Raw genomic sequence first — 20,673 nt, forward strand, 5'->3', positions numbered from 1 at the left:
ACTATGGCAACGCAATCCCCGGCGCCCCGACGCGCCGACCTGCTCTTTCGCAACGCCACGGTGGTGGACGGCACGGGCGCGGCGCGCCGCAGCGCCGAGGTCGCGGTCACCGGTGACCGCATCGTTGCCGTAGGCGACTGCGCCGGCATTGCCGCGGACCACACCGTCGACTGCAGCGGCCGCGTGCTGGCGCCGGGCTTCATCGACGCGCATACGCATGACGACGGCTATCTGCTGGTGCACCGGGACATGACGCCCAAGGTGTCGCAGGGCATCACCACGGTGGTGACCGGCAACTGCGGCATCAGCGTGGCGCCGCTGCTCAGCGGCGCGCCGCCGCAGCCGCTGGACCTGCTGGGCCCGCCCGCGCTGTTCCGCTTCGATACCTTCGCGCAGTGGCTCGACGCGCTGCGCGCAGCGCCCGCCAATGTCAACGTGGTGCCGCTGCTGGGGCACTCCACGCTGCGCGTGCGTGCCATGCCCGAGCTGGACCGTCCGGCCAATGATGCGGAGATTGCCGCGATGCGCGAGGAGGTCAGGCTGGCGATGGAGGCGGGCGCCTTCGGGGTCTCCACCGGCACCTTCTATCCGCCGGCAGCCGCCGCCACCGAAGCGGAAATCATCGCCGTGTGCGAGCCGGTCCGCACCCATGGCGGACTCTATTCCACCCACCTGCGCGACGAGACCGATGCCATCGTGCCGTCGATCGAGGAGGCGCTGCGCATCGGTCGCGCGCTGGACTGCCCGGTGGTGTTCTCGCACCACAAGGTGGCGGGCAAGCGCAACCATGGCCGCTCGGCCGAAACGCTGGGCCTGCTGGCCGACGCCGCGCGCCTGCAGCCGTTGTGCCTGGACTGCCATCCTTATCCCGCGACCTCGACCATGCTGCGGCTGGACCGCGTGCGCCAGTCCACGCGCACGCTGATCACGTGGTCCACCGGCTACCCCGCGGCAGGCGGCCGCGATTTCCATGAACTGATGCAGGAACTCGGGCTGGATGAAGAAGCGCTGTTCGCCCGCCTGCGTCCCGCGGCGGCGATCTACTTCATCATGGACGAGCGCGACGTCGCGCGCATCGCGCAGTTCCCGCTGACCATCTTCGGCTCCGACGGCCTGCCGTTCGACCCGCGCCCGCATCCGCGCCAGTGGGGCACGTTCCCGCGCATCCTGGCGCGCATGGTGCGCGAAGACCAGTTGATGACGCTGGAGACAGCGATCCACAAGATGTCCGGCCTGGCTGCGCAGCAATACGGGCTGGCGGACCGCGGCCAGATCGTGCCGGGCGCGTTTGCCGACCTAGTGCTGTTCGATGCGGACCGGGTGCAGGACCGTGCCACCTTTGAAGACCCGCTGCAACTGAGCACCGGCATCGACGGCGTCTGGGTCAACGGCGCGCAGGTCTGGCAACAATCCGCGCAGGCCGGGGACGCCGCCGGCAGCGCGCTGCCCGCATTTTCCGGCCGCGTGCTGCGCCGCGTTGCCGCCAAACACACTGCCACCACCACACCATCATGACTCACGTATTCCATCGCAACCCACGCCAGCAACTGCCCGTTGCCGTGGCCGGGCAGGGCATCGAACTGATCGACAGCACCGGCCGACGCTACCTGGACGCCTCCGGCGGCGCCGCCGTGTCGTGCCTCGGGCACGGCCATCCGCGCGTGATCGAGGCGATCAAGGCGCAGCTCGACACCATTGCCTATGCGCATACCTCGTTCTTCACCACCGAGGTGTCGGAGACGCTGGCCCGGACCTTGGCGCAGGCCGCGCCGGGCGATCTCGACCATGTCTATTTCGTCTCGGGCGGGTCCGAAGCGGTGGAATCGGCGCTGAAGCTGGCGCGCCAGTATTTTGTCGAGGTGGGGCAGCCCGCGCGCCGCCACTTCATCGCGCGCCGCCAGAGCTATCACGGCAATACGCTCGGCGCGCTCGCGATCGGCGGCAACGCCTGGCGGCGCGAGCCGTTCCTGCCACTGCTGGTGCCGGCGCATCACGTGTCGCCTTGCTATGCCTACCGCGACCGGCAGGCGGGCGAGACCGATGCGCAATACGCGCAGCGCCTTGCCGACGAACTGGAAGCGAAGATCGTGGACCTCGGTCCCGAAAGCGTCGCCGCGTTCGTCGCCGAAACCGTGGTGGGCGCCACCGCCGGCGCGGTGCCGCCGGTGGGCGACTACCTGAAGCGCATCCGCGCCGTGTGCGACAAGTATGGCGTGCTGCTGATCCTCGATGAGGTGATGTCAGGCATGGGCCGCACTGGCTACCTGTTCGCCTGCGAAGAGGACGGCGTGGTGCCTGATATCGTCACCATTGCCAAGGGGCTGGGCGCCGGCTACCAGCCCATCGGCGCGATGCTGTCGACGCGCCGGATCTATGAAGCCATCGTCGGCGGCAGCGGCTTCTTCCAGCACGGCCACACTTATATCGGGCACGCCACGGCTTGCGCCGCGGCCCTGGCGGTACAGCGCACCATCGCCGAAGACAATCTGCTGGCCAACGTGCTGGCCCGCGGCGAGCAACTGCGCAGCCGGCTGCGCGAGGCGCTGGGCGACCACCCCAACCTGGGCGATGTGCGCGGGCGCGGCCTGTTCGTCGGCGTGGAATTCGTCGCGGATCGCGACAGCAAGGTCACCCTCGATCCCGCACAGAAGACGCACGCGCGGCTGAAGTCGGCGGCGATGCAGAACGGGCTGCTGGTTTATCCGATGGGCGGCACCGTCGATGGCGTGCATGGCGACCACGTGCTGTTCGCGCCGCCGTTCATCTGCACGCCGCGGGATATCGACAATATCGTCGACCGCTTTGTGGCGGCGGTGGCGGCGGTGCTGCCGGTGGGCGTTACGGCTTGATTCACTGCAGGCACCAGCTTGCTGTGGGTTTGCTCCCCTCTCCCGCTTGCGGGAGAGGGGCAGGGGTGAGGGCAGGCGCTGGCATACCGCAGGCCTGACTTCGTAGAGACTCCCGCCCTCACCCCAGCCCTCTCCCGCAAGCGGGAGAGGGAGCACACAATCGGTCGTGATACGCGGAAAATTCGTCACCCCTCATCGACGGATCATGCAGCACGCGTAGAAGCTTCCGCATCCCGCAATCCAGATGGCTCGATATAAGCGAAGCATTATTGCCAATTCGCTAAGCCATCATGATGAAAGGTATTATTTGCCGCGGCGACAAGACCGATCACGGCGGCACCGTGATCGAGGGCTTCGATAACCAGAGTCCGCACGGCCGGCCATGGGCCGGTCTCGGGCACCTGGTGGTTTGTCCGCGATGCAAGGGCACGTTTCCGATCCTCGAAGGCCATGCGCAGGTGACGGTGGATGGTATTCCCGTTGCAATGCACGGCATGCGCACGGCTTGCGGCGCGGTATTGCTCGCATCGTCGGCGCTGACCGCTGCGGAGCATCCCCTGCCGGGAGCACCGCTCGTCGCGTACATGACGCGCTCGGCGGCATCGGCGACCACGCTGGCCAGCAACGCCTATAACGAACTCTTCGTACTGCGCGACCGCGTGACCGGCGAACCGATGCCGCACGTGGACTACGCCATTCGACGCGCGAGCGGCGAGATCGAGTATGGCCGCACCAACGCCCATGGCCAGACACACATGCTGAGCACCGTTGCGCAAGCGGAGGGGATTGAAATCTATGCCGAGGGGCTGCGCTGATGGCAACCGTTCAGCACCCCAACGGCAAGATGCTTACGCTTGTCGCACAGCGCCGCACCACGCCGCTGCCGGCGGATGCGCCGAAGACGGTGTATCTCGAGCGTGAATTCATCGAGGTACTCGTGTTCGATAGTGTCCTGCGCGACCCGGCTGCCGTCATGGGGCACGCGGCGATCGAAGTGCGCGGCTTCACCTACAACCGTCAGCTGAGCGGGTATCACCGCGAGCCGCCCTTGTTGTACCTGTATGAGCAGGTAGGGACGCGTGACATTATCGGCTTGCGCCTTTGGGTGACGCCAGTGGAAGCGGACCGGCTGCAAACCGAACTCGAGCGACGCGTAAAGGAAGGCAAGAGGTATAGCCTGCTTTCCAACTCATGTTCGACGAACACAGCCCAAGCTCTGGAGCATATCGGCATCCTGGCACATGATCCTCGCAACTTGCAGACTCCCGTGACGCCCGCCGAGCTATTGTCGGTAGTCAGCAAATCCAATCGCCTCGTAGAAACGCGAAAGTACCCAAAGGGATGGAAGCATGGCGAATCAGCGAACTGGTAAGCCATGAAAAAAATCCTTATCGTCCTGACGTCGCTTGTCGTTCTGTCGGCAGCCTATGTCTGGTTTTCCGGAATCCGCATCAGCTTTACGCCGAGCTACACCATTACCGCGGTCAAGCTTTACGCTACCGAGGCCGATGCCAACGCTCGCACTGACAACTACCGGCTACTGCCTATTCATGCCAAGTGCTATCTGACCAAGATTGGTAGCAAATACAACGCCGTGCGAATACGCTGCGATGATCCTGCTGTTGAAGGCTGGGTCCGGCAATTCAATTTGTTTGAGCCCCCGCTATAGGGCACGCGCCAGCCCTCAACCCTACAGCCGGAACTCCCGCACCACCTGCTGCAACTCCGTCGCCCGCCCCGCCAGCGCCTGCGATGCGCTGGCCGCCTGCTCCACCAGCGCGGCGTTCTGTTGCGTGACCGTGTCCATTTGCGCCACGGCTTCGTTTACCTGGGCGATGCCGGCGCTTTGCTGTTCCGACGCCGCGGTGATCTCGCCCAGCAGGCCGGTGACGCTGGCCACCGCCTGGACGATTTCCTGCATGGTTGCGCCGGCCTGGCCGACCAGCGCCGAGCCGCTGTCGACCTGCTGCACCGAATTGTCGATCAGCTGCTTGATCTCGCGCGCCGCGGCGGCGCTGCGCTGGGCCAGCGTGCGCACCTCGCCCGCGACCACGGCGAAGCCGCGGCCCTGTTCCCCCGCGCGGGCCGCTTCGACCGCGGCGTTCAGTGCCAGGATATTGGTTTGGAAGGCGATGCCCTCGATCACCTCGATGATGTCGGTGACCTTGCGCGAGCTGGCGCTGATCGCCGACATGGTCTGCACCACGTTGCCGACCACTTCGCCGCCGCGCGCGGCGATGCCCGAGGCGCTGGCCGCCATGCCGTTGGCGGCGCGGGCGCGTTCGGTGTTCTGCTGCACCATCGCGGTCAGCTCGTCCATGCTCGAGGCCGTTTGCTGCAGCGCCGCGGCCTGTTCTTCGGTGCGTTGCGACAGGTCGGTATTGCCGGCGGCAATCTGGTGCGAGGCGTCGGTAATGGAGTCGGTGGCGGTGCGGATGCGCGTGACCAGGTCGGTCAGCATGTCTTCCATCTCGCCCAGCCCACCGAGCAGCCGGCCGAACTCGCCGCCGCGGTCGGTGTTGAACTCCTGGCTGAGGTCGCCTGCGGCCACGGTTTCGGCAATGTGGACGGCTTCGGACAGCGGCGCCTCGATGCTGCGCGACAGGCCCCAGACCGCGCCTACCGCCAGGCATAGCCCTGCGGCGGCCAGCGCCATCAGCAGGCGCCGCGCATCGGCGGCGTCCTGCATGCGCGGCACTGCTACCGCGGTCCCGATCGCCATCAGCGACCACATGGCGCCAAACGCCGCGCCCAGGCGTATGCGAATGCCAAGGTTCTGCATCTCCGTCTCCCGTTTCCGTCCCAATGCGACCCCATTGCTTAACGGCCGGGATGGGCGAGGGCTTTAGCTTCTGGCGAGCGGCGCCGCTTACATTTGCAATTGAGTTGCGTTATGATGGCGCCCGTCGAAACCGCCAGCGCCACCTTCAATGCGTCTGCATGCGAACCTCGTGCGTCTCGCCTGGGCCGTGCTCCTGCTCGTTCTCGTGCAGGCGTGGGCCGCGGTGACGCACGTGCATGCGGTGCCGGAAGCGCAGCCGCTCGCGTCGAACGCGGCCGCGGCCGTGGCTTCGGACCCGTACGACGCCGGCGGGGCCACCGGCTCCGAGCGTACGCCCGCCGACGACGAGACCGAGTGCGATTGCCTGTGGTGTTCGCCCCGGCTGCACCTGTTCCTGTGCATCGCGTTCGCGGCCCAGTTGCTGGGCGTGATCCGGCGCTTGCTGTCGCGCAGCCAGCCGGTCGATGTCGCCGCGCCGCCATGGCGTACCCGCTTCCTTTCTCCCCCTGCCTTGCGCGCGCCTCCGGCGCTGCTCCGCGCCGCCGGCTGATCGTCGCGGCGCCGCCTTCCGCTTACGTCTGATTCCGCGCCCGTCATGCCTGGCGGGTGGCTTGCTCACGTCTGGATTTGGTACGGCCCGCCGGTGCCCGCAGCGGCTGCCGGTCGCGCCGCCGCAAGGGTTCATGAACAACAAAGAAAACACGGGTACCGCGCGCGCCCTTGCTTGCGCGCTGTTGCCGCTGGCGGCGGGCGTCGCCAGTCCGGCCGTCTCGGCCGACGCCGGTCATGCGACGCTGCCGGAAGTCAGCGTGGTGGCTTCGCAGGACGAGCGGCCGCACGACCAGCGCAACGTCGTCACCACCGACAGCGCGGGCCTGCCGGCAGCGGTGTCGGTAGTCACGGCCGACGAACTCGCCACCATCAATATCGGCCGGGACATCTCCAACATGTTCCGCCGCGTGCCCGGCGTGGTCGCCAACAACATCGACCAGGGCGATACCGGCAACGGCTTCCGCATGCGCGGCTTCGCCACCCAGGGCACGCACGGCGCCGACACCGCGGTCTATGTCGACGGGGTGCCGCAGAACATGCCGTCCAGCCAGGCGGGGGCAGGCCACGGTCCGGCCTTCCTGGAATGGCTGACGCCGGACATGATCGGGCAGATCGATGTCATCAAGGGGCCGGTGTCGGCGCTGTACGGCGACCAGAACCGCGCGGGCGCGGTGCCGATCCAGACCCAGTCCGGCGAGGTGCCGTCCAGCTTCGGCATCGGGCTGGACCGCTACGACGGCAAGCGCGCCACCCTGGTGCTGTCGGGCCGCCATGCGCTGCGGCCGGAGACGGAACCGATCCAGTCGCTGTTCGTCGCGGACCTGTACCGCACCCACAGCTACCGCTACGATGGCAGCACCGAGCGCAACAACCTGTTCTGGAAGCTGTCGACCCGGATCGGCGAAGGTCTCTACAGCCTGCGCCTGAATCACTATCGCGCCGAATCGACCGCGGCCGGCTACCTGCTGCTGAGCGACCTGCAGTCGGGCAAGGTGGACCCGCGCTCGACCCAGTACGGCCTGCCTGGCTTCGGCAGCGGCACGCGCTCGATGTTTGCGCTCAACCGCGCGCCCGCGCACGGCGAGGAAGGCTGGTACGCGACGCTGTACGGCGAAGCCTTCGAGCGCGAGCGCGGTATCGCCACCAGCAGCGTGCAGCATACCGTCGGTTCCGACGACCGCAACGTCTTCGGCGGCAGGCTGGCGGGCAACGTTACCTTCGGCGACCGTGCCGCGCTGATGGCCGGCCTGGAAGTGCGCCGCGACCACGGCGATGCGCAGCGCCAGATCTGGCTGCGCGGCGTGCCTACCGCCAACTATGTCAACGCGCAGCGGCTGACCCTGCTGACCTACGGGCTCTTCGTGCAGGGGCAGTTCAAGCCGGTCGATTCGGTCAAGCTGAGTGCCGGCCTGCGGCGCGACTGGTTCGACTACGACATCGTCAACCGCAAGCTGCCGGCAGCCAGCACGGACTATTTCAAGGGGGTGACCACGCCGAAGCTGGGCGCGGCCTGGACCGTGCTGCCCGGGTTAGACCTGTTCGCCAATGTCGCCCAGGGCTTCCGTTCGCCGGCCGCCGAGCAGATCAGCAGCAGCGGCGCGCCCGGGCCGCTGGGCGCGCCCGGCGGGACGGTCTACGACGTATCGCCGTCGAAGGTGAAGTCCTACGACGTGGGCTTCACCGCGACCCCGGCGCGCAACCTGACGGTCACCGCAGCGGCCTATTACACGCTCAACGAGGACGAGATCGTCGGGCAGGCCGACGGGTCGTTCCGCTCGGTGGGCGACACCACCCGCAAGGGCTATGAGGTCGAGGCGCGCTGGCGGCCGGTGCGTCCGGTTTCGCTCTATGCCAGCTACGGCCACATCATCCAGGCCGAAGCCAACAACCCGCTGCCCAACACCGGCGCCAGGCTGTCGGTCCCGCGCCACCAGCTCAAGGTCGGCGCGGAGTACCGGCAGCGGCTGCAGGGCGTGCAGCTGACCGTCAATGCCGACGCCTACCTGACCACCGGCATCCCGTACTACATGGGAACGCCGCAGACGCAGCTGCGCTTCATGCCGGCCTACACGCGCTTCGACCTGCGCGGGGTGCTGGACTGGAAGCAATACCAGCTGTCGCTGTTCGCGGTGCTGCAGCCGCACCGGTTCTCGACCGAGGCCGCCTATGGCTCGGCGGCCGGGTTGCTGGTGTCGCCGCAGCCGAAATGGCAGTTCGGCATGGCGGCACGCTACTTCTTCTGACTGCCTGACGGAGATACCCGATGCTTGAAATCCGCGACCTGGTGGTCCTGCGCGATGGCCGTCGCGTGGTCGACGGCCTGCGGCTCTGCGTGCCGGCGGGCTGTGTCTATGCCCTGCTGGGCGGCAACGGCGCGGGCAAGACCACCACCATCGACGCGATCCTGGGCTTTGTCCCGGCGGCCGGCGGCATGGTGCGCGTGGACGGGCTGTCGCCGGCAGACGATGCGGTGGCGGTCAGGCGGCGCGTGGCGTACCTGCCCGAGAATGTCGCGCTGTATCCCTACCTGTCCGGCGTGGAAAACCTGGACTACTTCTGCACGATGGCGGGGATTGCGCTGTCGCGCGCCGACGCCGCCGCGCTGCTGGACCGCGCCGGGCTGGCCCGCGAGGCGCAGGGCCGGCGCGTGCGCGGCTATTCGAAGGGCATGCGGCAGAAGGTCGGGCTGGCGATTGCACAGGCCAGGTCGGCATCGCTGCTGCTGCTCGACGAACCGACATCGGGGCTGGACCCGGCCGCCGCGGACGACATGGCGCGCAGCGTGCGCGCGGCCGCCGATGCCGGCATGGCGGTGCTGATGGCCACCCATGACCTGTTCAACGCCAGGCAGCTGGCCGACCGCATCGGCATCCTGCGTGCCGGCGTGCTGGTGGCCGAGTTCGACGCGTCCACGCTCGACCACCAGGCGCTGACCGCCGCCTACCTGGCGCATGCGCGCGCAGCGGGGGCCGCATCATGATCGGGGCCGTGCTGCGCAAGGAACTCAAGGCGATGGTCAGGGAAGGGCGGGCCGTGGCGCTGCTGGGCATTGGTGCCGTGGTGCTGGCCATCGCCGTGCTGGTGTCGCTGCAGCGGCATGCCACGGTCGCCGGCGAGATGGCGCAGGCGGCCGCCGCCACGCGCCAGCAGTGGGACGAGCAGGGCGACAAGCATCCGCACCGCGGCGCGCACTTCGGCCTGTATGCGTTCCGGTCGGCCTCGGCGCTGGCGGCGATCGAGCCGGGACTGGGCGATTACTTCGGCCAGGCGCTGTGGCTGGAGCCGCACCGGCGCAATCTCGCGCGCTTCGAGCCGGCGCAGGACGCGCTACCCTCCGCGCGCTTTGGCGACCTGAGCGCCGGCTTCGTGTTCGCGGCGCTGTTGCCGCTGCTGGTGCTGGCGGTCAGCTTCGATGCCGTCAGCGGCGAGCGCCAGCGCGGCACGCTGCGCATGCTGCATGGTGCCGGCATGGCCCCGGCCAGCCTGCTGGCGGGCAAGTTCCTCGCGCTGGCCGCGGCCTTCGCCGGCTTTGCGCTCGCGCTGGCGCTGGCACCGGTGGCGGCCAGCCATGCGCAGGGCTCGCTCGATGCCGGGGTGTGGTGGCGCGCCGCCGGCCTGGGTGCCGGCTACCTGCTCTACACGGCCATCCTGGCGGGCCTGGGGCTGGCGGTGTCGGCGTGGATGGCCGACGGCAGGAGCGCGTTGCTGGCGCTGGCCGGGCTGTGGCTGGCCTTTGTCTTCGTCATCCCCGGCGCCGGCGCGGCGCTGGCGCGGCATGCCGTGCCGCTGCCATCGGCGCAGGCCTTCTGGGCCGGGATCCAGCACGACTACGTGGAAGGGCTGCCTGGCGACGGCAACCTGGCCACCCGCACCGCGCGCCATGACGCGGCGCTGCTGGCGCGCTACGGCGTGACGCGCCTGGCGGACCTGCCGGTGGGCGCCGCGCCGCTGCGCAGGCTGCAGCGCGACGCTTACGCCGACCGCGTCCATGCCCTGCATTTCGACGCGCTGTGGCAGCGCTACGCGGCGCAGGAGAACGTGATGCGCGCGGCCGCGCTGCTGAGCCCGACGCTGGCGATGCGCAATTTCGCCATGAAGATGGCAGGCACCGACCTGGCGCACCAGCGCCACTACGAGACCGCCGCGGAACGCTATCGGCAGGCCGTCAATACCGCCATCGATACCTGGGATGCCAGCCATACGCGCGGCCTGACCTCGTTCGACGCCAAATATGCGGGCGCGTCGCTGTGGCGCGCGATCCCGCCCTTTGCCTACACCATGCCGCCGGCGGGCTTCGCGCTGCGCGCGGCGTGGCCCGAGATCGCCTGCCTGCTGTGGTGGTGCGCGGTGGCCCTGGCCGGGCTGTACGGTTGCCTGCGGAGGATGCGGCCATGAATCAGATCGGACAGACCGCGCGCCTGCTGGCGGTTCAATGGCGCGCGCTGTGGGGCGCGCGTGGCGCCCGCTGGGCGCTGCTGCTGTGCGCTGCCGCGCTGTGCGCCTGCGCGGTGGCATCGGGGCTGGGCGCGCGCGCCTGGCATGGCAAGTTCCAGCAGCTGGAGGCCGGCGCTCAGCAAGCGTTGCGCCAGGCCGGCGCGCAGGCTTTGCCGGCCGCGGGGGACCAGGCCGCCATGGCGGCGTTCCGCTTCGCCCGGGCGCACGCGCCTGCGGCACTGCTGCCCACCGCCGGCGGCCGCGCGCTGGCCAGCGGCATGCTCGAGCTGCTGCCGCCCGCCATCCGCGTCACCGTGGAAAGCCGCCATACCGACGCCCGCAACGAGGAGAAGCTGGGCAATCCGCTGTTGCAGCGCTACGGCATGGCGGACCTGGCGACGGCGCTGGCGTTGCTGGTGCCGCTGCTGCTGGTGTGCCTGTGCGCGGGCATGGTCCAGGGCGAGCGCGAGCACGGCACGTGGCGGATGTCGCTGGCGCAGGGCGCGGCTGGCTGGCACCTGCTGCTTGCCGCGCTGGCGGTGCGGGCGGGCGCGGTGTGGCTGGTGGCGGTGCTGGCTTCGCTGCTGGCGTTCCTGCTGGATCCGGCGGCGACGCTGCGCGCCTTCGGCGCTTGGGTGTTCTGCCTGAGCGCGTTCGTCTTGTTCTGGAGTGCGGCGAGCGCATGGCTGAACCTGCTGCCTGGTTCCGCCGCCACGGCGGTGCTGGCCGGCCTGGGCCTGTGGGCCGTGGTCACCTTCGGCGCACCGGCCATGATTGCGGCGGCGACCGACCGCATGGCGCCGATGCCGTCGCGCCTGGCTGCGATCGTGCAGATGCGCGCCGCCCAGCAGGACGCCGAAGCCGCCGCGGCGGACCTGGTGCGGGCGTGGTACCGCGCCAATCCGCAATGGGCGCCGGCAGCGCCGCGCCAGCACAGCTGGCCGGTTTCATTCATGCCGCGCTATCTCGACCAGGCCGCGCGGATCGAGCCGATCGCCGCCGAATTCGAGCGCGTGCGCGCGCAGCGCTTCGAGCACGCGGAACGCTGGGCGTGGCTGTCGCCGCCGCTGTCGCTGCTGCTCGCGGCCGACCGGCTGGCAGGGCACGACGCCCCGCGCTACGCCCGCTACATGGCGCAGGTGAACCGCTTCGAAGCCGCGTGGCGCGCCTTCTTCGTGCCGCGCATCATGAGCTATCGCGGCGTGCTGCCGCAGGACTATGCTGACGCGCCGCGCTTCGCCTGGACGGACGGTCCCCCATGGCATGCGGTGTGGCGCGCCGGGCTGCAGCAACTGGTACTGGCCGCGGCGCTGCTGGGCCTGCTGTGGTGGTGCCGGGCGCGGCTGGCCCGGCCCTGACCCGGCCTCAGGCCGCTTCCTTCAGCGCCGCCAGCGCCTGCCGCCCCGCGACCAGCTGCTGCGCGACTTCGGCCACGCGCGCACCCAGGTGCTCGGCGGTACGCAGGTCCGCCGGCGGCGGCGCCACCTCAGCGCTTACATCCGCATCCGACTGCGCGGCCGCGCCCAGGAAGAAGCCATGGCGGTTCAGTGAATCCTCGGTCGACTTGGAATTGTTGTGGCCCGGGGGCAGGCCCAGGTTGACCCAGTGCATGCCGTGCTGCGCCGCGAAGATGGCGATCTGCTGCAGCGTCGCGAGCTTGTCGCCGGAGCGCGAGGCCGCGTTGGTAAAGCCGGCGGCGACCTTGTTGGACCACTTGCCACCCTTGGCGAACACGTTGCGCGAGGTCGCGTCCATAAAGCCCTTGAACTGGGCCGAGGCGCTGCCCATGTAGGTCGGCGCGCCGAAGATGATGGCGTCGACCTGTTCCAGGGTGTCCCAGTGCTGGTCGATGTCCTCGACCGGAATCAGCAGGCTTTCGGCACCCGCGACGCTGCCGGCGCCGCGCGCGACGGCCTGGGCCTGGCGGGCGGTGTGGCCGTAGCCGCTGTGGTAGACGATGGCAACGCGGGTGGAGGCGGTGGTCATGATTTCGATCCTTTTGATTTCGAAAATCTGAATATCGTTATGCTGCATTGCCTGGGTAGGAGTTTGCGGGCAGCAGCGGCTGGTGAAGGAAGTGTAGGGGCGCGAAGCGGCGCCAGCAGAGGTCGTCCCGCAATAAGTCGTTGAAATTCTCTGAACATTGGTTTCGGGGTGCCTCCGGCGCCGTCCACGGGTTTTCCCCGCGCCTCGGCGCGTAGCCACCGGCCCACGGCCGGGATAAAGTTGCGCCATATCCACCCACGCCCTGGCGCTGCCCGACTTCGCGCCCCCAACCGCTTCCGATTCCCATGAACCCAGGCGGCAGGCAGATTCCGGCGATGCGGCAGCAGCGCCGCTCCCCTTATCGTTTCCCGGCGCCTTCTGCGCTGGCGTGCGCGGCGCTGCTGCTGGCCAGCGCCGCCACGCGGGCGGCGGATGCGCCCGGCACGGCCGTCGCCGCGGCCACCGGCGAGACGCTGCCGGACGTGGTGGTCAGTGCCACGCGCAGCGAGCAGCGCCGCTTCGACGCGCCCGCCGCGGTCGACAGCGTGCCGGTCGACCCGCTGCGCAGCGCCACGCCGCTGGTGAACCTGTCGGAAGTGCTGGCCGGCGTGCCGGGCGTGGCGGTGCGCGACCGGCAGAACTACTCGCAGGACCTGCAACTGGCGGTGCGCGGCTTCGGCACGCGCTCGACCTTCGGCGTGCGCGGCGTGCGCCTGTATGTCGACGGCATTCCTGCCACCATGCCGGACGGGCAGGGGCAGGCGTCGACGGCAGACCTTGCCAATGCGAGCCGGGTCGAGGTACTGCGCGGCCCGTTCGCGCAGCTGTATGGCAATGCCGCGGGCGGGGTGGTGCAGGTGTTCACGCCCGATCCGCCCAAGGATGGGTTCACCGCGCGCGCTTCGACCGGCTTCGGCGCCGACGGGCAGTGGCAGGCCGGCGTGGCGCTGGCCGGCGGCAATGAGCGGCTCGGCGGCTCGCTCGATGCGTGGACCTACCAGACCGACGGCTATCGCGAGCACAGCGCGGCGCGCCGCTACCAGCTCAATGCCAGGGTGGTGGCGCAGCCGGCCAGCGGCACGCGCGTGACCGGCCAGTTCAACTACTTCAACCAGCCGCTGGCGCAGGACCCGCTCGGCCTGACCCGCGCGCAGGCCGATGCCGACCCGCGCCAGGCGGTGGCCGCGGCCACCCAGTTCGATACCGGCAAGACCGTCGAACAGGCACAGGCCGGGGTGGTGGTGGACCACCAGGTCAGCGGCACCGACAGCCTGTCGGCACGGCTGTACGGCGGCACGCGCAACCTGTACCAGCGGCTGGGCTTCAGCGGCGCCGCGCCGACCTCGTCCGGCGGCATCGTCGATCTCGACCGCACCTTCGGCGGTGCCGCGCTGTCCTGGAGCCGGCGCACCACCACGGCCGCGGGCCTGCCCTTGCTGTGGAGTGCCGGACTGGAAGCCAACGGCATGCGCGACGGCCGCAACGGCTACGTCAACCAGAACGGCACGCAGGGGGCGCTGCGCCGCGACGAGACCAATACCGCGACCGACCTTGGCGCCTTCGCGCAGTTCGACTGGAGCTTCCATCCGGCCTGGCAACTGGTGGGCGGGGCGCGAGCGAGCCGGGTGCGGCTGGGCATAGACGACCATTTCATCACCGCGGCCAGTCCTGACGACAGCGGCAACGCCAGCTACAGCAATGTCAGCCCGGTGCTCGGCGTGGTCTGGCATGCGCTGGATTCGCTCAACGTCTACGCCAACCTCGGCCGCGGCTTCGAGACGCCGACGCTGACCGAGGTCGCCTACGGCCCCGGCGGCGTTGGCAGCAACCTGGGTTTGCAGGCATCGACCAGCCGCCAGGGCGAGATCGGCATCAAGTGGCAGGCGTCCGGCCAGCGGCTGGAAGCGGCGCTGTTCGATGCCGACAGCCATGACGAGGTGGTGCCGCAATCGAACAACGCCGGGCGCACCGTCTACCAGAATGTCAGCGGCGTGCGCCGGCGCGGGCTGGAGCTGGGCTGGCGTGGGGGCTTTCTGGATCAGGTCGGTACACCGGGGCAGGGCGGCGGCAGCCGGATCGAGGCGGGGCTGGCCTATACCTGGCTCGATGCATACTTCGGTGATGGCTTTATCAATGCGCAGGGGCAGGCGGTGGCGGCCGGCAACCGCCTGCCCGGCACCGCCCGCCACAGCCTGGCCGCCGACCTGTCGTGGCGGCCGCTCGCACCGCTGACGCTGGGGGCCGAGCTGCGTGTCGACAGCCGCGTCTATGCCGACGACCTCAACACGCAGGCGGCGCCGGGCTATGCCGTGATCAACCTGCGCGCCGGCTATGCCTTCCGCATCGGCCCGACGCGCTTCTACCTGTTCGGCCGCATCGACAACGTGGCCGACCGGCGCTACATCGGCTCGGTCATCGTCAACGAGGCCAACGGGCGCTACTTCGAGCCGGCACCTGGCCGGCGCTTCTTTATCGGTCTGCGCGCGGCGCTGTAAGCGTGGCGCCGATTGCCTCGGCCTTCGTTGCCCTTTAAGGTGTTGGCTTTGGCCGGCGCACCGGGTCACCGCTGCGCCGGCCGGACCCGGAGCCGCACCATGACCTCGCCCGCGCCCGACGACCGCACCCGCCGCATCATGCTGTGGGTGGTGGCAGTCGGCTTCTTCATGCAGACGCTGGACTCGACCATCGTCAACACCGCGTTGCCGTCGATGGCGCACAGCCTGGGCGAGAGCCCGCTGCGGATGCAGTCGGTGGTGATCGCCTACTCGCTGACGATGGCGGTGATCATCCCGGCCTCGGGCTGGCTCGCCGACCGCTTCGGCACCCGCACCATCTTCCAGACCGCGATCGCGCTGTTCGTGGCCGGCTCGCTGCTGTGCGCCTACGCGCCGACGCTGAACTTCCTGATCGGCGCGCGCGTGGTACAGGGCGTGGGCGGCGCGATGCTGCTGCCGGTGGGGCGGCTCTCGGTGCTGCGCACCTTCCCGCGCGAGCAGTACCTGCAGGCGCTGAGCTTCGTCGCCATCCCCGGCATGATCGGTCCGCTGATCGGCCCCACGCTGGGGGGCTGGCTGACCCAGGCGCTGTCCTGGCACTGGATCTTCCTGATCAACGTGCCGGTCGGCGTGCTGGGCGCGCTCGCCACCGTGCGCTACATGCCCAATGCGCGGCTGGCCGGCGTCGGCCGCTTCGACATCGCGGGCTACCTGCTGCTGGCCACCGCCATGCTGGCGCTGTCGTTCTCGATCGACGGCCTGGCCGGGCTGGGCTTCCAGCACGCCACCGTGCTGATGCTGCTGATCGCCAGCATGGCCGCGCTGACCGCCTACGGGCTGCATGCCAACCGCCGCAAGCAGCCGCTGTTCCCGTTGCGGCTGTTCCGCATCCACAGCTTCAGCGTCGGGCTGCTGGGCAACCTGTTCGCGCGCATCGGCAACGGCTCGATGCCGTTCCTGATCCCGCTGACGCTGCAGGTCAGCCTGGGCTATGCGCCGCTCGATGCCGGCCTGATGATGCTGCCGGTCACCGCGGCCGGCATGGCGTCAAAGCGGCTTGCCACGCGGCTGATCCAGCGCCATGGCTACCGCCGCGTGCTGGTGTCGAACACCTTCGTGGTGGGCGTGGTGATGGCGGCCTTCGCGCTGATCACGCCGCAGCTGCCGCTGTGGCTGCTGGTGCCGCTGCTGGCGTTGTTCGGCATGGTCAATTCGATCCAGTTTACGGCGATGAATACGGTCACGCTGAAGGACCTCAGCGGCGCCGGCGCCAGCAGCGGCAACAGCATGCTGTCGATGGTGCAGATGCTGTCGATGAGCCTGGCCGTGACGGCCGCGGGGGCGTTGCTGGCGACGTTCCAGCACCGCTTTGGCGGGGATCCCGCAGCGGTGCTGCCGGCCTTCCATGCCACCTTCATCTGCATGGGGCTGATCACCTGCGCGTCGGCCTGGATCTTCATGCAGCTGGGCGTGCGCGAGGCCGCGCCGGCGATTCCGGTGCAGCATGGCGAGAAGGAGGTGTAGCGCGCGCCTGGGCTAGTCCTGGCGTGGCACATGCGCCGCTTTGCGGCGCGGCGGCGAACTTACCGCGCGCGGCGCGGCTCCTATTTCTATCCCATCGGAGCCGGCCGCGGCCGGTACAAGGAGGCGTCCATGCGGCCAACCGGCAAGCCCGATCCCGAATCCGTGGTGCCGCCATCGCCCGGCGCCGCCACCAGCGGCAGCACGGTGCCGCGCAGCGCCCCGGCCACGCCCGACGGGGCCGGCGCCGTGGCCGGGCCCGCCGCGGCGCCCGGCAAGGTCCATGCGGCGGCGCAGCCCGCCTGGATCACGCACCGCGACTGCCCGCCGCCGCACGCGCTGCCGGGCTGCGCCTGCGCCGACATGCTGTCGCCCGCGGCGCGTTATTGCGAACTGTTCGTCGACGTCCAGCACAGCGGCCTGTTCGCCGACAGCAAGACCTTCCCGGACTGCATTCCCAACTGCGACCCGGCCCTGATCGTGGCGCGCTATCGCGAGAGCCGCGACACGCCCGGCTTCTCGCTGGCGGATTTCGTGCAGGCGTACTTCACCCGCGCCACCGTGCCGGACAGCCACTACGTGTCCGATCCGGCCAGCACCCTGCGCGAGCATATCGACGGCCTGTGGCCGGTGCTGACGCGCGCGCCCGTGGCCCATCCGCCGCTGTCGTCGCTGTTGCCGCTGCCGCACCGCTACGTGGTGCCGGGCGGGCGCTTCGGTGAACTCTATTACTGGGATTCCTACTTCACCATGCAGGGGCTGGCCCGCAGCGGGCACGGCGACCTGATGGTGGAGATGACGCGGAATTTCGCCTACCTGATCGACACCTACGGCCTGGTGCCGAACGGCACCCGCAACTACTACCTGAGCCGCTCGCAGCCGCCCGTGTTCGCGCTGATGGTGGACCTGCTCGAGCGCGAGGAGCTGGCCAGCGCGCTCGACTTCCTGCCGCAGCTGCGCCGCGAATATGCATTCTGGATGGACGGCGCCGACCGCCTGTGTCCCGGCCATGCGCACCGCCGCGTGGTCTGCCTGCCCGACGGCGCGCTGCTCAACCGCTACTGGGACGACCGCCCGTGGCCGCGCGAGGAGGCCTTCCTCGAAGACATGGAGACCGCGCTGCGCAGCGGCCGCCCGCACCATATGGTGTTCCGCGACCTGCGCGCGGCGGCGGAATCGGGCTGGGACTTCAGTTCGCGCTGGCTCGATGCGCCGGACCCGCGTGCCGGCCAGCCCGCGGACCTGGCCACCATCCGCACCACGGCGATGCTGCCGGTCGACCTCAATGCGCTGCTGTGGCACCTGGAAACGCGGCTCGCCGCGCTGTGCGAGCAGGCCGGCGACGACGCGGCGCAGGCCTACCGCGCCGCGGCGCAGCGGCGCGAGGCGGCCATCGTGCAATACCTTTGGGACGGCGCCGCGGGCGTCTTCGTCGACTACGACTGGTGCCGCGGCGCGCCGCGCCGGTACCTGACCGCGGCCACCGTGATGCCGCTCTATCTCGGCCTGGCCAGTGCGGCGCAGGCGCAAGCGGTGGCGCGGACGGTGCAGGAGCGGCTGCTGGTGGACGGCGGCCTGGCCACCACCGAATGCACTTCGGGCCAGCAATGGGACCATCCCAATGGCTGGGCGCCGCTGCAGTGGCTGGCGGTATGCGGCCTGGAGCGCTATGGCCACGAGGCGCTCGCGCGTGAGATTGCGCGTCGCTGGCTGGCAACGGTGGCCAGCCTTTACACCAACGAATGCAAGCTGGTGGAGAAATACCGCATCCGGCATATCGAAGGGGCCGCCCGGGGCGGTGGCGGCGGCGAGTATCCGCTGCAGGACGGCTTTGGCTGGACCAATGCGATTGCCGGGGCGTTGATGGCACGCTATGGCGAGGTGCCGGCAACGTGCCGCGCGGATGATGTGGTGGCTTCGAGGTGAGCGGACCGTGCCCTCAACCCCAAAACCCTACCCTTCAAAACTTCACCGCCACACTCATCCAGTAGCGCCGGCCGTCCTCGACATAGCCGTAGTCGGTGTAGTTCACCTGCTTGTCGAACAGGTTGTAGATGCCTGCGAACACCGACACGTTCTTGGTCACCGCATAGGTCGCGCCCAGGTCGACGAAGGTGTATGACGGCGCCACCACGGTGCTGGAAGACGGCCCGGTGATCGGCTGGCTTTCCTTGCCGCGGTAATTGACGCGGGCCCAGGCGTTGAGCTTTTCCGAAGGGCGCCAGTTCAGCGTGGCCACCAGCAGGTGCATCGGCAGCTGGTTCAGCGGCTGGCCCTGGTACTGGCCGGTCTTCTGTTCCGAGCGGGTGTAGGTATAGCTGCCGGTCAGCGACCACGCCTGCGCGATGGGCCAGCGCAGGCTCGCTTCCACGCCGCGCGAGTAGGCGCGGTCCACGTTCATGTACGTGGTCGGGGCGGCGCCGAACTGGTTGGGGCCGTCGGTGCATTGCGTGAGCGGGCAGGCCACGCGTGTGATCTTGTCCTTGAAGTCATTGTTGAACAGCGTCACGCCGGCCTGCAGGCCGTTGCCCTTGTCGTAGAGCAGGCCCAGCTCCTGCGACACCATGGTCTCGGGCTTCAGGTCCGGGTTGCCGTACATGTTGCCGCCGCGGCTGGTCTGGCCCCAGCCGGCCACGGTCTGGCGCAGGTCCGGCGCGCGGAAGCCGGTGGAGACGCCGCCCTTGACGGTCCAGCGCTCGGCCGCGTGCCAGACGCCGTACAGGCGCGGGCTGTAGTGCTGGCCGAAGTTCTGGTCATGGTCCATGCGCACGCCGCCGGTCAGCGCAAAGCTCTTTGCCAGGCGCCATTCGTCCTCGGCAAACAGCGCCCACTGGTAGCGCTCGACCCGGTTCGGGCCCCCCGCGATCTGGTTGCCGGTCTGGTCGTTCAGGCGCTGGTTCAGGTATTCGGCGCCGACCGACAGCATGTGGTTGCCCAGCGGCATGGCCCAGCTGGTGCGCGCATCCAGGTTCTTGATCTTCATCTGGCGGCTGCGGTTGTCGAACTCCTCCTGCTGGATATAGCTGTCGGAGACGCCGAAGCCCCAGCGCCCGGTGTGCGACAACGCGTACTTCTCGCTGCGGTAGTCGGTCTCGGACGAGGTGGGACAGCCGGTGCGCGGGCACGGCGTGCCGGGCGGCAGCGGCGGCATGGTCTTGCCCAGGGTCTCGCTGCGCTGCTGGCGCATGCCGGTGGCTTCGAACACGATGTCGTGCTGGCGCGTGGGCGTCAGCGCCAGCTTGGCGGTCAGGCTCTCGGCGCGGCGGCCGCGGAAGCCGTGGTCGATCTCGTCCTCGATGCGGTGCGTGCTCTGGCCGTACAGCTGCAGCCCGAGCAGATCGCTCTTGAGCGGCCCGGCCAGGTAGAAGTTGCCCTGGTACTGGTTGCCCGAGTCACTGTGCTGCTGCAGCGTGGCATCGCCGCGCAGCTCGCCGGTCCATTGCTTCGGCACCTTGCGCGTGATGATGTTGACCACGCCGCCCATGGCATCGGATCCATACAGCGACGACATCGGGCCGCGCACCACCTCGATGCGCTCGATCGCGGCGAGCGGCGGGGTCCAGCTGCTCTCGACGCCGGACGAGTCGGAGTTGGTGCGGGTCTCGCGCGAACTCTGGCGCTTGCCGTCGATCAGCACCTGGGTGTACTTGGCGCCCATGCCGCGCAGGCTGATATCGGTGCGGTCGCCGCCGCCGCTGACGATCACGCCCGGCACTTCAACCAGCGCGTCGTTGATGTCGCGGTAAGCCTTGTTCTCGAGCTCCGAGCGCGTAACCACGCTGATCGACGCGGGCGCATCGCGAATGTCCTGGGCACTGCCCGCCGCGGTCACCACCACGGTGGCGAGGGTGGCGTCCGCCCTGGGTTCTTGCGCCTGGGCCCAGGCACCGGTCATGCCCGAAGCCGCGCAGACCGCGGCCAGCCCTTTCGTCCATTGACCCCGCGGCATGCCCCCCGTTGCTGCCGTCCCAACCACCGCCTGTGCTGCCGCCTTCAATGCCCACCCGCTTCCGGCGGCCTGCCTGTCCTTCATTATTATCCCCGCTGTATGCAA

The 20,673-nt window shown here is 69.4% G+C and carries 16 protein-coding genes; 13 read left to right on the forward strand and 3 right to left on the reverse strand.

Translation table 11 applies throughout. From position 1 onward, the window contains the following. Positions 1–3 precede the first annotated feature (3 nt). The 5 genes from C7416_RS01700 (at position 4) to C7416_RS01720 (ending at position 4,518) form a co-directional block, all read left to right on the forward strand. Complete coding sequence (locus C7416_RS01700; RefSeq protein ID WP_111516824.1) at positions 4–1,515, forward strand: N-acyl-D-amino-acid deacylase family protein; 1,512 nt, start codon at positions 4–6, stop codon at positions 1,513–1,515. Further along, positions 1,512–2,849, forward strand: a complete 1,338-nt coding sequence (locus C7416_RS01705) for an aspartate aminotransferase family protein (protein WP_111516825.1) — start codon at positions 1,512–1,514, stop codon at positions 2,847–2,849. Before C7416_RS01700 ends, C7416_RS01705 begins: the two co-directional genes overlap by 4 nt. A 290-nt stretch (positions 2,850–3,139) precedes the next feature. Then, complete coding sequence (locus C7416_RS01710; RefSeq protein ID WP_198035613.1) at positions 3,140–3,664, forward strand: PAAR domain-containing protein; 525 nt, start codon at positions 3,140–3,142, stop codon at positions 3,662–3,664. Continuing rightward, entirely contained in the window at positions 3,664–4,221 is a 558-nt protein-coding gene (locus C7416_RS01715; protein ID WP_111516827.1) for a DUF4105 domain-containing protein, read from the forward strand. Before C7416_RS01710 ends, C7416_RS01715 begins: the two co-directional genes overlap by 1 nt. A gap of 3 nt (positions 4,222–4,224) precedes the next feature. Then, positions 4,225–4,518, forward strand: coding sequence for a hypothetical protein (locus C7416_RS01720; protein WP_111516828.1), 294 nt, complete (start codon positions 4,225–4,227; stop codon positions 4,516–4,518). A 21-nt stretch (positions 4,519–4,539) separates the two neighbouring features. On the opposite strand, the gene C7416_RS01725 is transcribed toward C7416_RS01720, so the two are convergent. Further along, positions 4,540–5,631 carry a methyl-accepting chemotaxis protein gene (locus C7416_RS01725; protein ID WP_111516829.1) on the reverse strand — a complete coding sequence of 364 codons (1,092 nt, stop codon included), beginning with the start codon at positions 5,629–5,631 and terminating at the stop codon, positions 4,540–4,542. 187 nt (positions 5,632–5,818) lie between these two features. Between C7416_RS01725 and C7416_RS01730 the strand changes: the two genes are divergently transcribed. The 5 genes from C7416_RS01730 (at position 5,819) to C7416_RS01750 (ending at position 11,975) form a co-directional block, all read left to right on the forward strand. Beyond that, on the forward strand, positions 5,819–6,181 hold the full coding sequence (locus tag C7416_RS01730; RefSeq protein ID WP_181461124.1) for a hypothetical protein: 363 nt from the start codon (positions 5,819–5,821) through the stop codon (positions 6,179–6,181). A 133-nt stretch (positions 6,182–6,314) separates the two neighbouring features. Further along, complete coding sequence (locus tag C7416_RS01735) at positions 6,315–8,426, forward strand: TonB-dependent receptor (RefSeq protein ID WP_111516831.1); 2,112 nt, start codon at positions 6,315–6,317, stop codon at positions 8,424–8,426. A 20-nt stretch (positions 8,427–8,446) separates the two neighbouring features. Then, on the forward strand, positions 8,447–9,163 hold the full coding sequence (locus C7416_RS01740; RefSeq protein WP_111516832.1) for an ABC transporter ATP-binding protein: 717 nt from the start codon (positions 8,447–8,449) through the stop codon (positions 9,161–9,163). Further along, positions 9,160–10,578 (forward strand): DUF3526 domain-containing protein, encoded by a 1,419-nt coding sequence (locus tag C7416_RS01745; protein WP_111516833.1) that lies wholly within the window; start codon positions 9,160–9,162, stop codon positions 10,576–10,578. Before C7416_RS01740 ends, C7416_RS01745 begins: the two co-directional genes overlap by 4 nt. Further along, complete coding sequence (locus C7416_RS01750; protein ID WP_111516834.1) at positions 10,575–11,975, forward strand: DUF3526 domain-containing protein; 1,401 nt, start codon at positions 10,575–10,577, stop codon at positions 11,973–11,975. The genes C7416_RS01745 and C7416_RS01750 overlap by 4 nt, the downstream gene beginning before the upstream one ends. Positions 11,976–11,982: 7 nt before the next feature. On the opposite strand, the gene C7416_RS01755 is transcribed toward C7416_RS01750, so the two are convergent. Further along, positions 11,983–12,603: a flavodoxin family protein gene (locus C7416_RS01755; protein ID WP_373425012.1), complete on the reverse strand. Its 621-nt coding sequence runs from the start codon at positions 12,601–12,603 to the stop codon at positions 11,983–11,985. Positions 12,604–12,908: 305 nt separating this feature from the next. On the opposite strand from C7416_RS01755, the gene C7416_RS01760 reads away from it, so the two are divergent. From C7416_RS01760 to treF, 3 genes are all read left to right on the forward strand, one after another. Beyond that, entirely contained in the window at positions 12,909–15,098 is a 2,190-nt protein-coding gene (locus C7416_RS01760; RefSeq protein WP_111516836.1) for a TonB-dependent receptor family protein, read from the forward strand. Positions 15,099–15,197: 99 nt separating this feature from the next. Next, entirely contained in the window at positions 15,198–16,622 is a 1,425-nt protein-coding gene (mdtD, locus tag C7416_RS01765; RefSeq protein ID WP_111516837.1) for a multidrug transporter subunit MdtD, read from the forward strand. 129 nt (positions 16,623–16,751) lie between these two features. Continuing rightward, a complete protein-coding gene (gene treF / locus C7416_RS01770) occupies positions 16,752–18,545 on the forward strand; it encodes an alpha,alpha-trehalase TreF (protein ID WP_111517459.1) in 1,794 nt (597 codons plus the stop codon). A 34-nt stretch (positions 18,546–18,579) separates the two neighbouring features. On the opposite strand, the gene C7416_RS01775 is transcribed toward treF, so the two are convergent. After that, positions 18,580–20,568, reverse strand: a complete 1,989-nt coding sequence (locus tag C7416_RS01775) for a ligand-gated channel protein (RefSeq protein WP_111516838.1) — start codon at positions 20,566–20,568, stop codon at positions 18,580–18,582. Positions 20,569–20,673 lie beyond the last annotated feature (105 nt).

Source organism: Cupriavidus phytorum, from assembly GCF_003254285.1.
Taxonomy (GTDB): Bacteria; Pseudomonadota; Gammaproteobacteria; order Burkholderiales; family Burkholderiaceae; genus Cupriavidus; species Cupriavidus phytorum.

What these genes read in the sequence shown, in the direction of transcription:
- C7416_RS01700 (WP_111516824.1), top strand. Translation starts at nt 4, where the DNA reads ATGGCAACGCAATCCCCGGCGCCCCGACGCGCCGACCTGCTCTTTCGC.
- C7416_RS01705 (WP_111516825.1), top strand. Translation starts at nt 1,512, where the DNA reads ATGACTCACGTATTCCATCGCAACCCACGCCAGCAACTGCCCGTTGCC.
- C7416_RS01710 (WP_198035613.1), top strand. Translation starts at nt 3,140, where the DNA reads ATGATGAAAGGTATTATTTGCCGCGGCGACAAGACCGATCACGGCGGC.
- C7416_RS01715 (WP_111516827.1), top strand. Translation starts at nt 3,664, where the DNA reads ATGGCAACCGTTCAGCACCCCAACGGCAAGATGCTTACGCTTGTCGCA.
- C7416_RS01720 (WP_111516828.1), top strand. Translation starts at nt 4,225, where the DNA reads ATGAAAAAAATCCTTATCGTCCTGACGTCGCTTGTCGTTCTGTCGGCA.
- C7416_RS01725 (WP_111516829.1), bottom strand. Translation starts at nt 5,631, where the DNA reads ATGCAGAACCTTGGCATTCGCATACGCCTGGGCGCGGCGTTTGGCGCC.
- C7416_RS01735 (WP_111516831.1), top strand. Translation starts at nt 6,315, where the DNA reads ATGAACAACAAAGAAAACACGGGTACCGCGCGCGCCCTTGCTTGCGCG.
- C7416_RS01740 (WP_111516832.1), top strand. Translation starts at nt 8,447, where the DNA reads ATGCTTGAAATCCGCGACCTGGTGGTCCTGCGCGATGGCCGTCGCGTG.
- C7416_RS01745 (WP_111516833.1), top strand. Translation starts at nt 9,160, where the DNA reads ATGATCGGGGCCGTGCTGCGCAAGGAACTCAAGGCGATGGTCAGGGAA.
- C7416_RS01750 (WP_111516834.1), top strand. Translation starts at nt 10,575, where the DNA reads ATGAATCAGATCGGACAGACCGCGCGCCTGCTGGCGGTTCAATGGCGC.
- C7416_RS01755 (WP_373425012.1), bottom strand. Translation starts at nt 12,603, where the DNA reads ATGACCACCGCCTCCACCCGCGTTGCCATCGTCTACCACAGCGGCTAC.
- C7416_RS01760 (WP_111516836.1), top strand. Translation starts at nt 12,909, where the DNA reads ATGAACCCAGGCGGCAGGCAGATTCCGGCGATGCGGCAGCAGCGCCGC.
- mdtD (WP_111516837.1), top strand. Translation starts at nt 15,198, where the DNA reads ATGACCTCGCCCGCGCCCGACGACCGCACCCGCCGCATCATGCTGTGG.
- treF (WP_111517459.1), top strand. Translation starts at nt 16,752, where the DNA reads ATGCGGCCAACCGGCAAGCCCGATCCCGAATCCGTGGTGCCGCCATCG.
- C7416_RS01775 (WP_111516838.1), bottom strand. Translation starts at nt 20,568, where the DNA reads ATGCCGCGGGGTCAATGGACGAAAGGGCTGGCCGCGGTCTGCGCGGCT.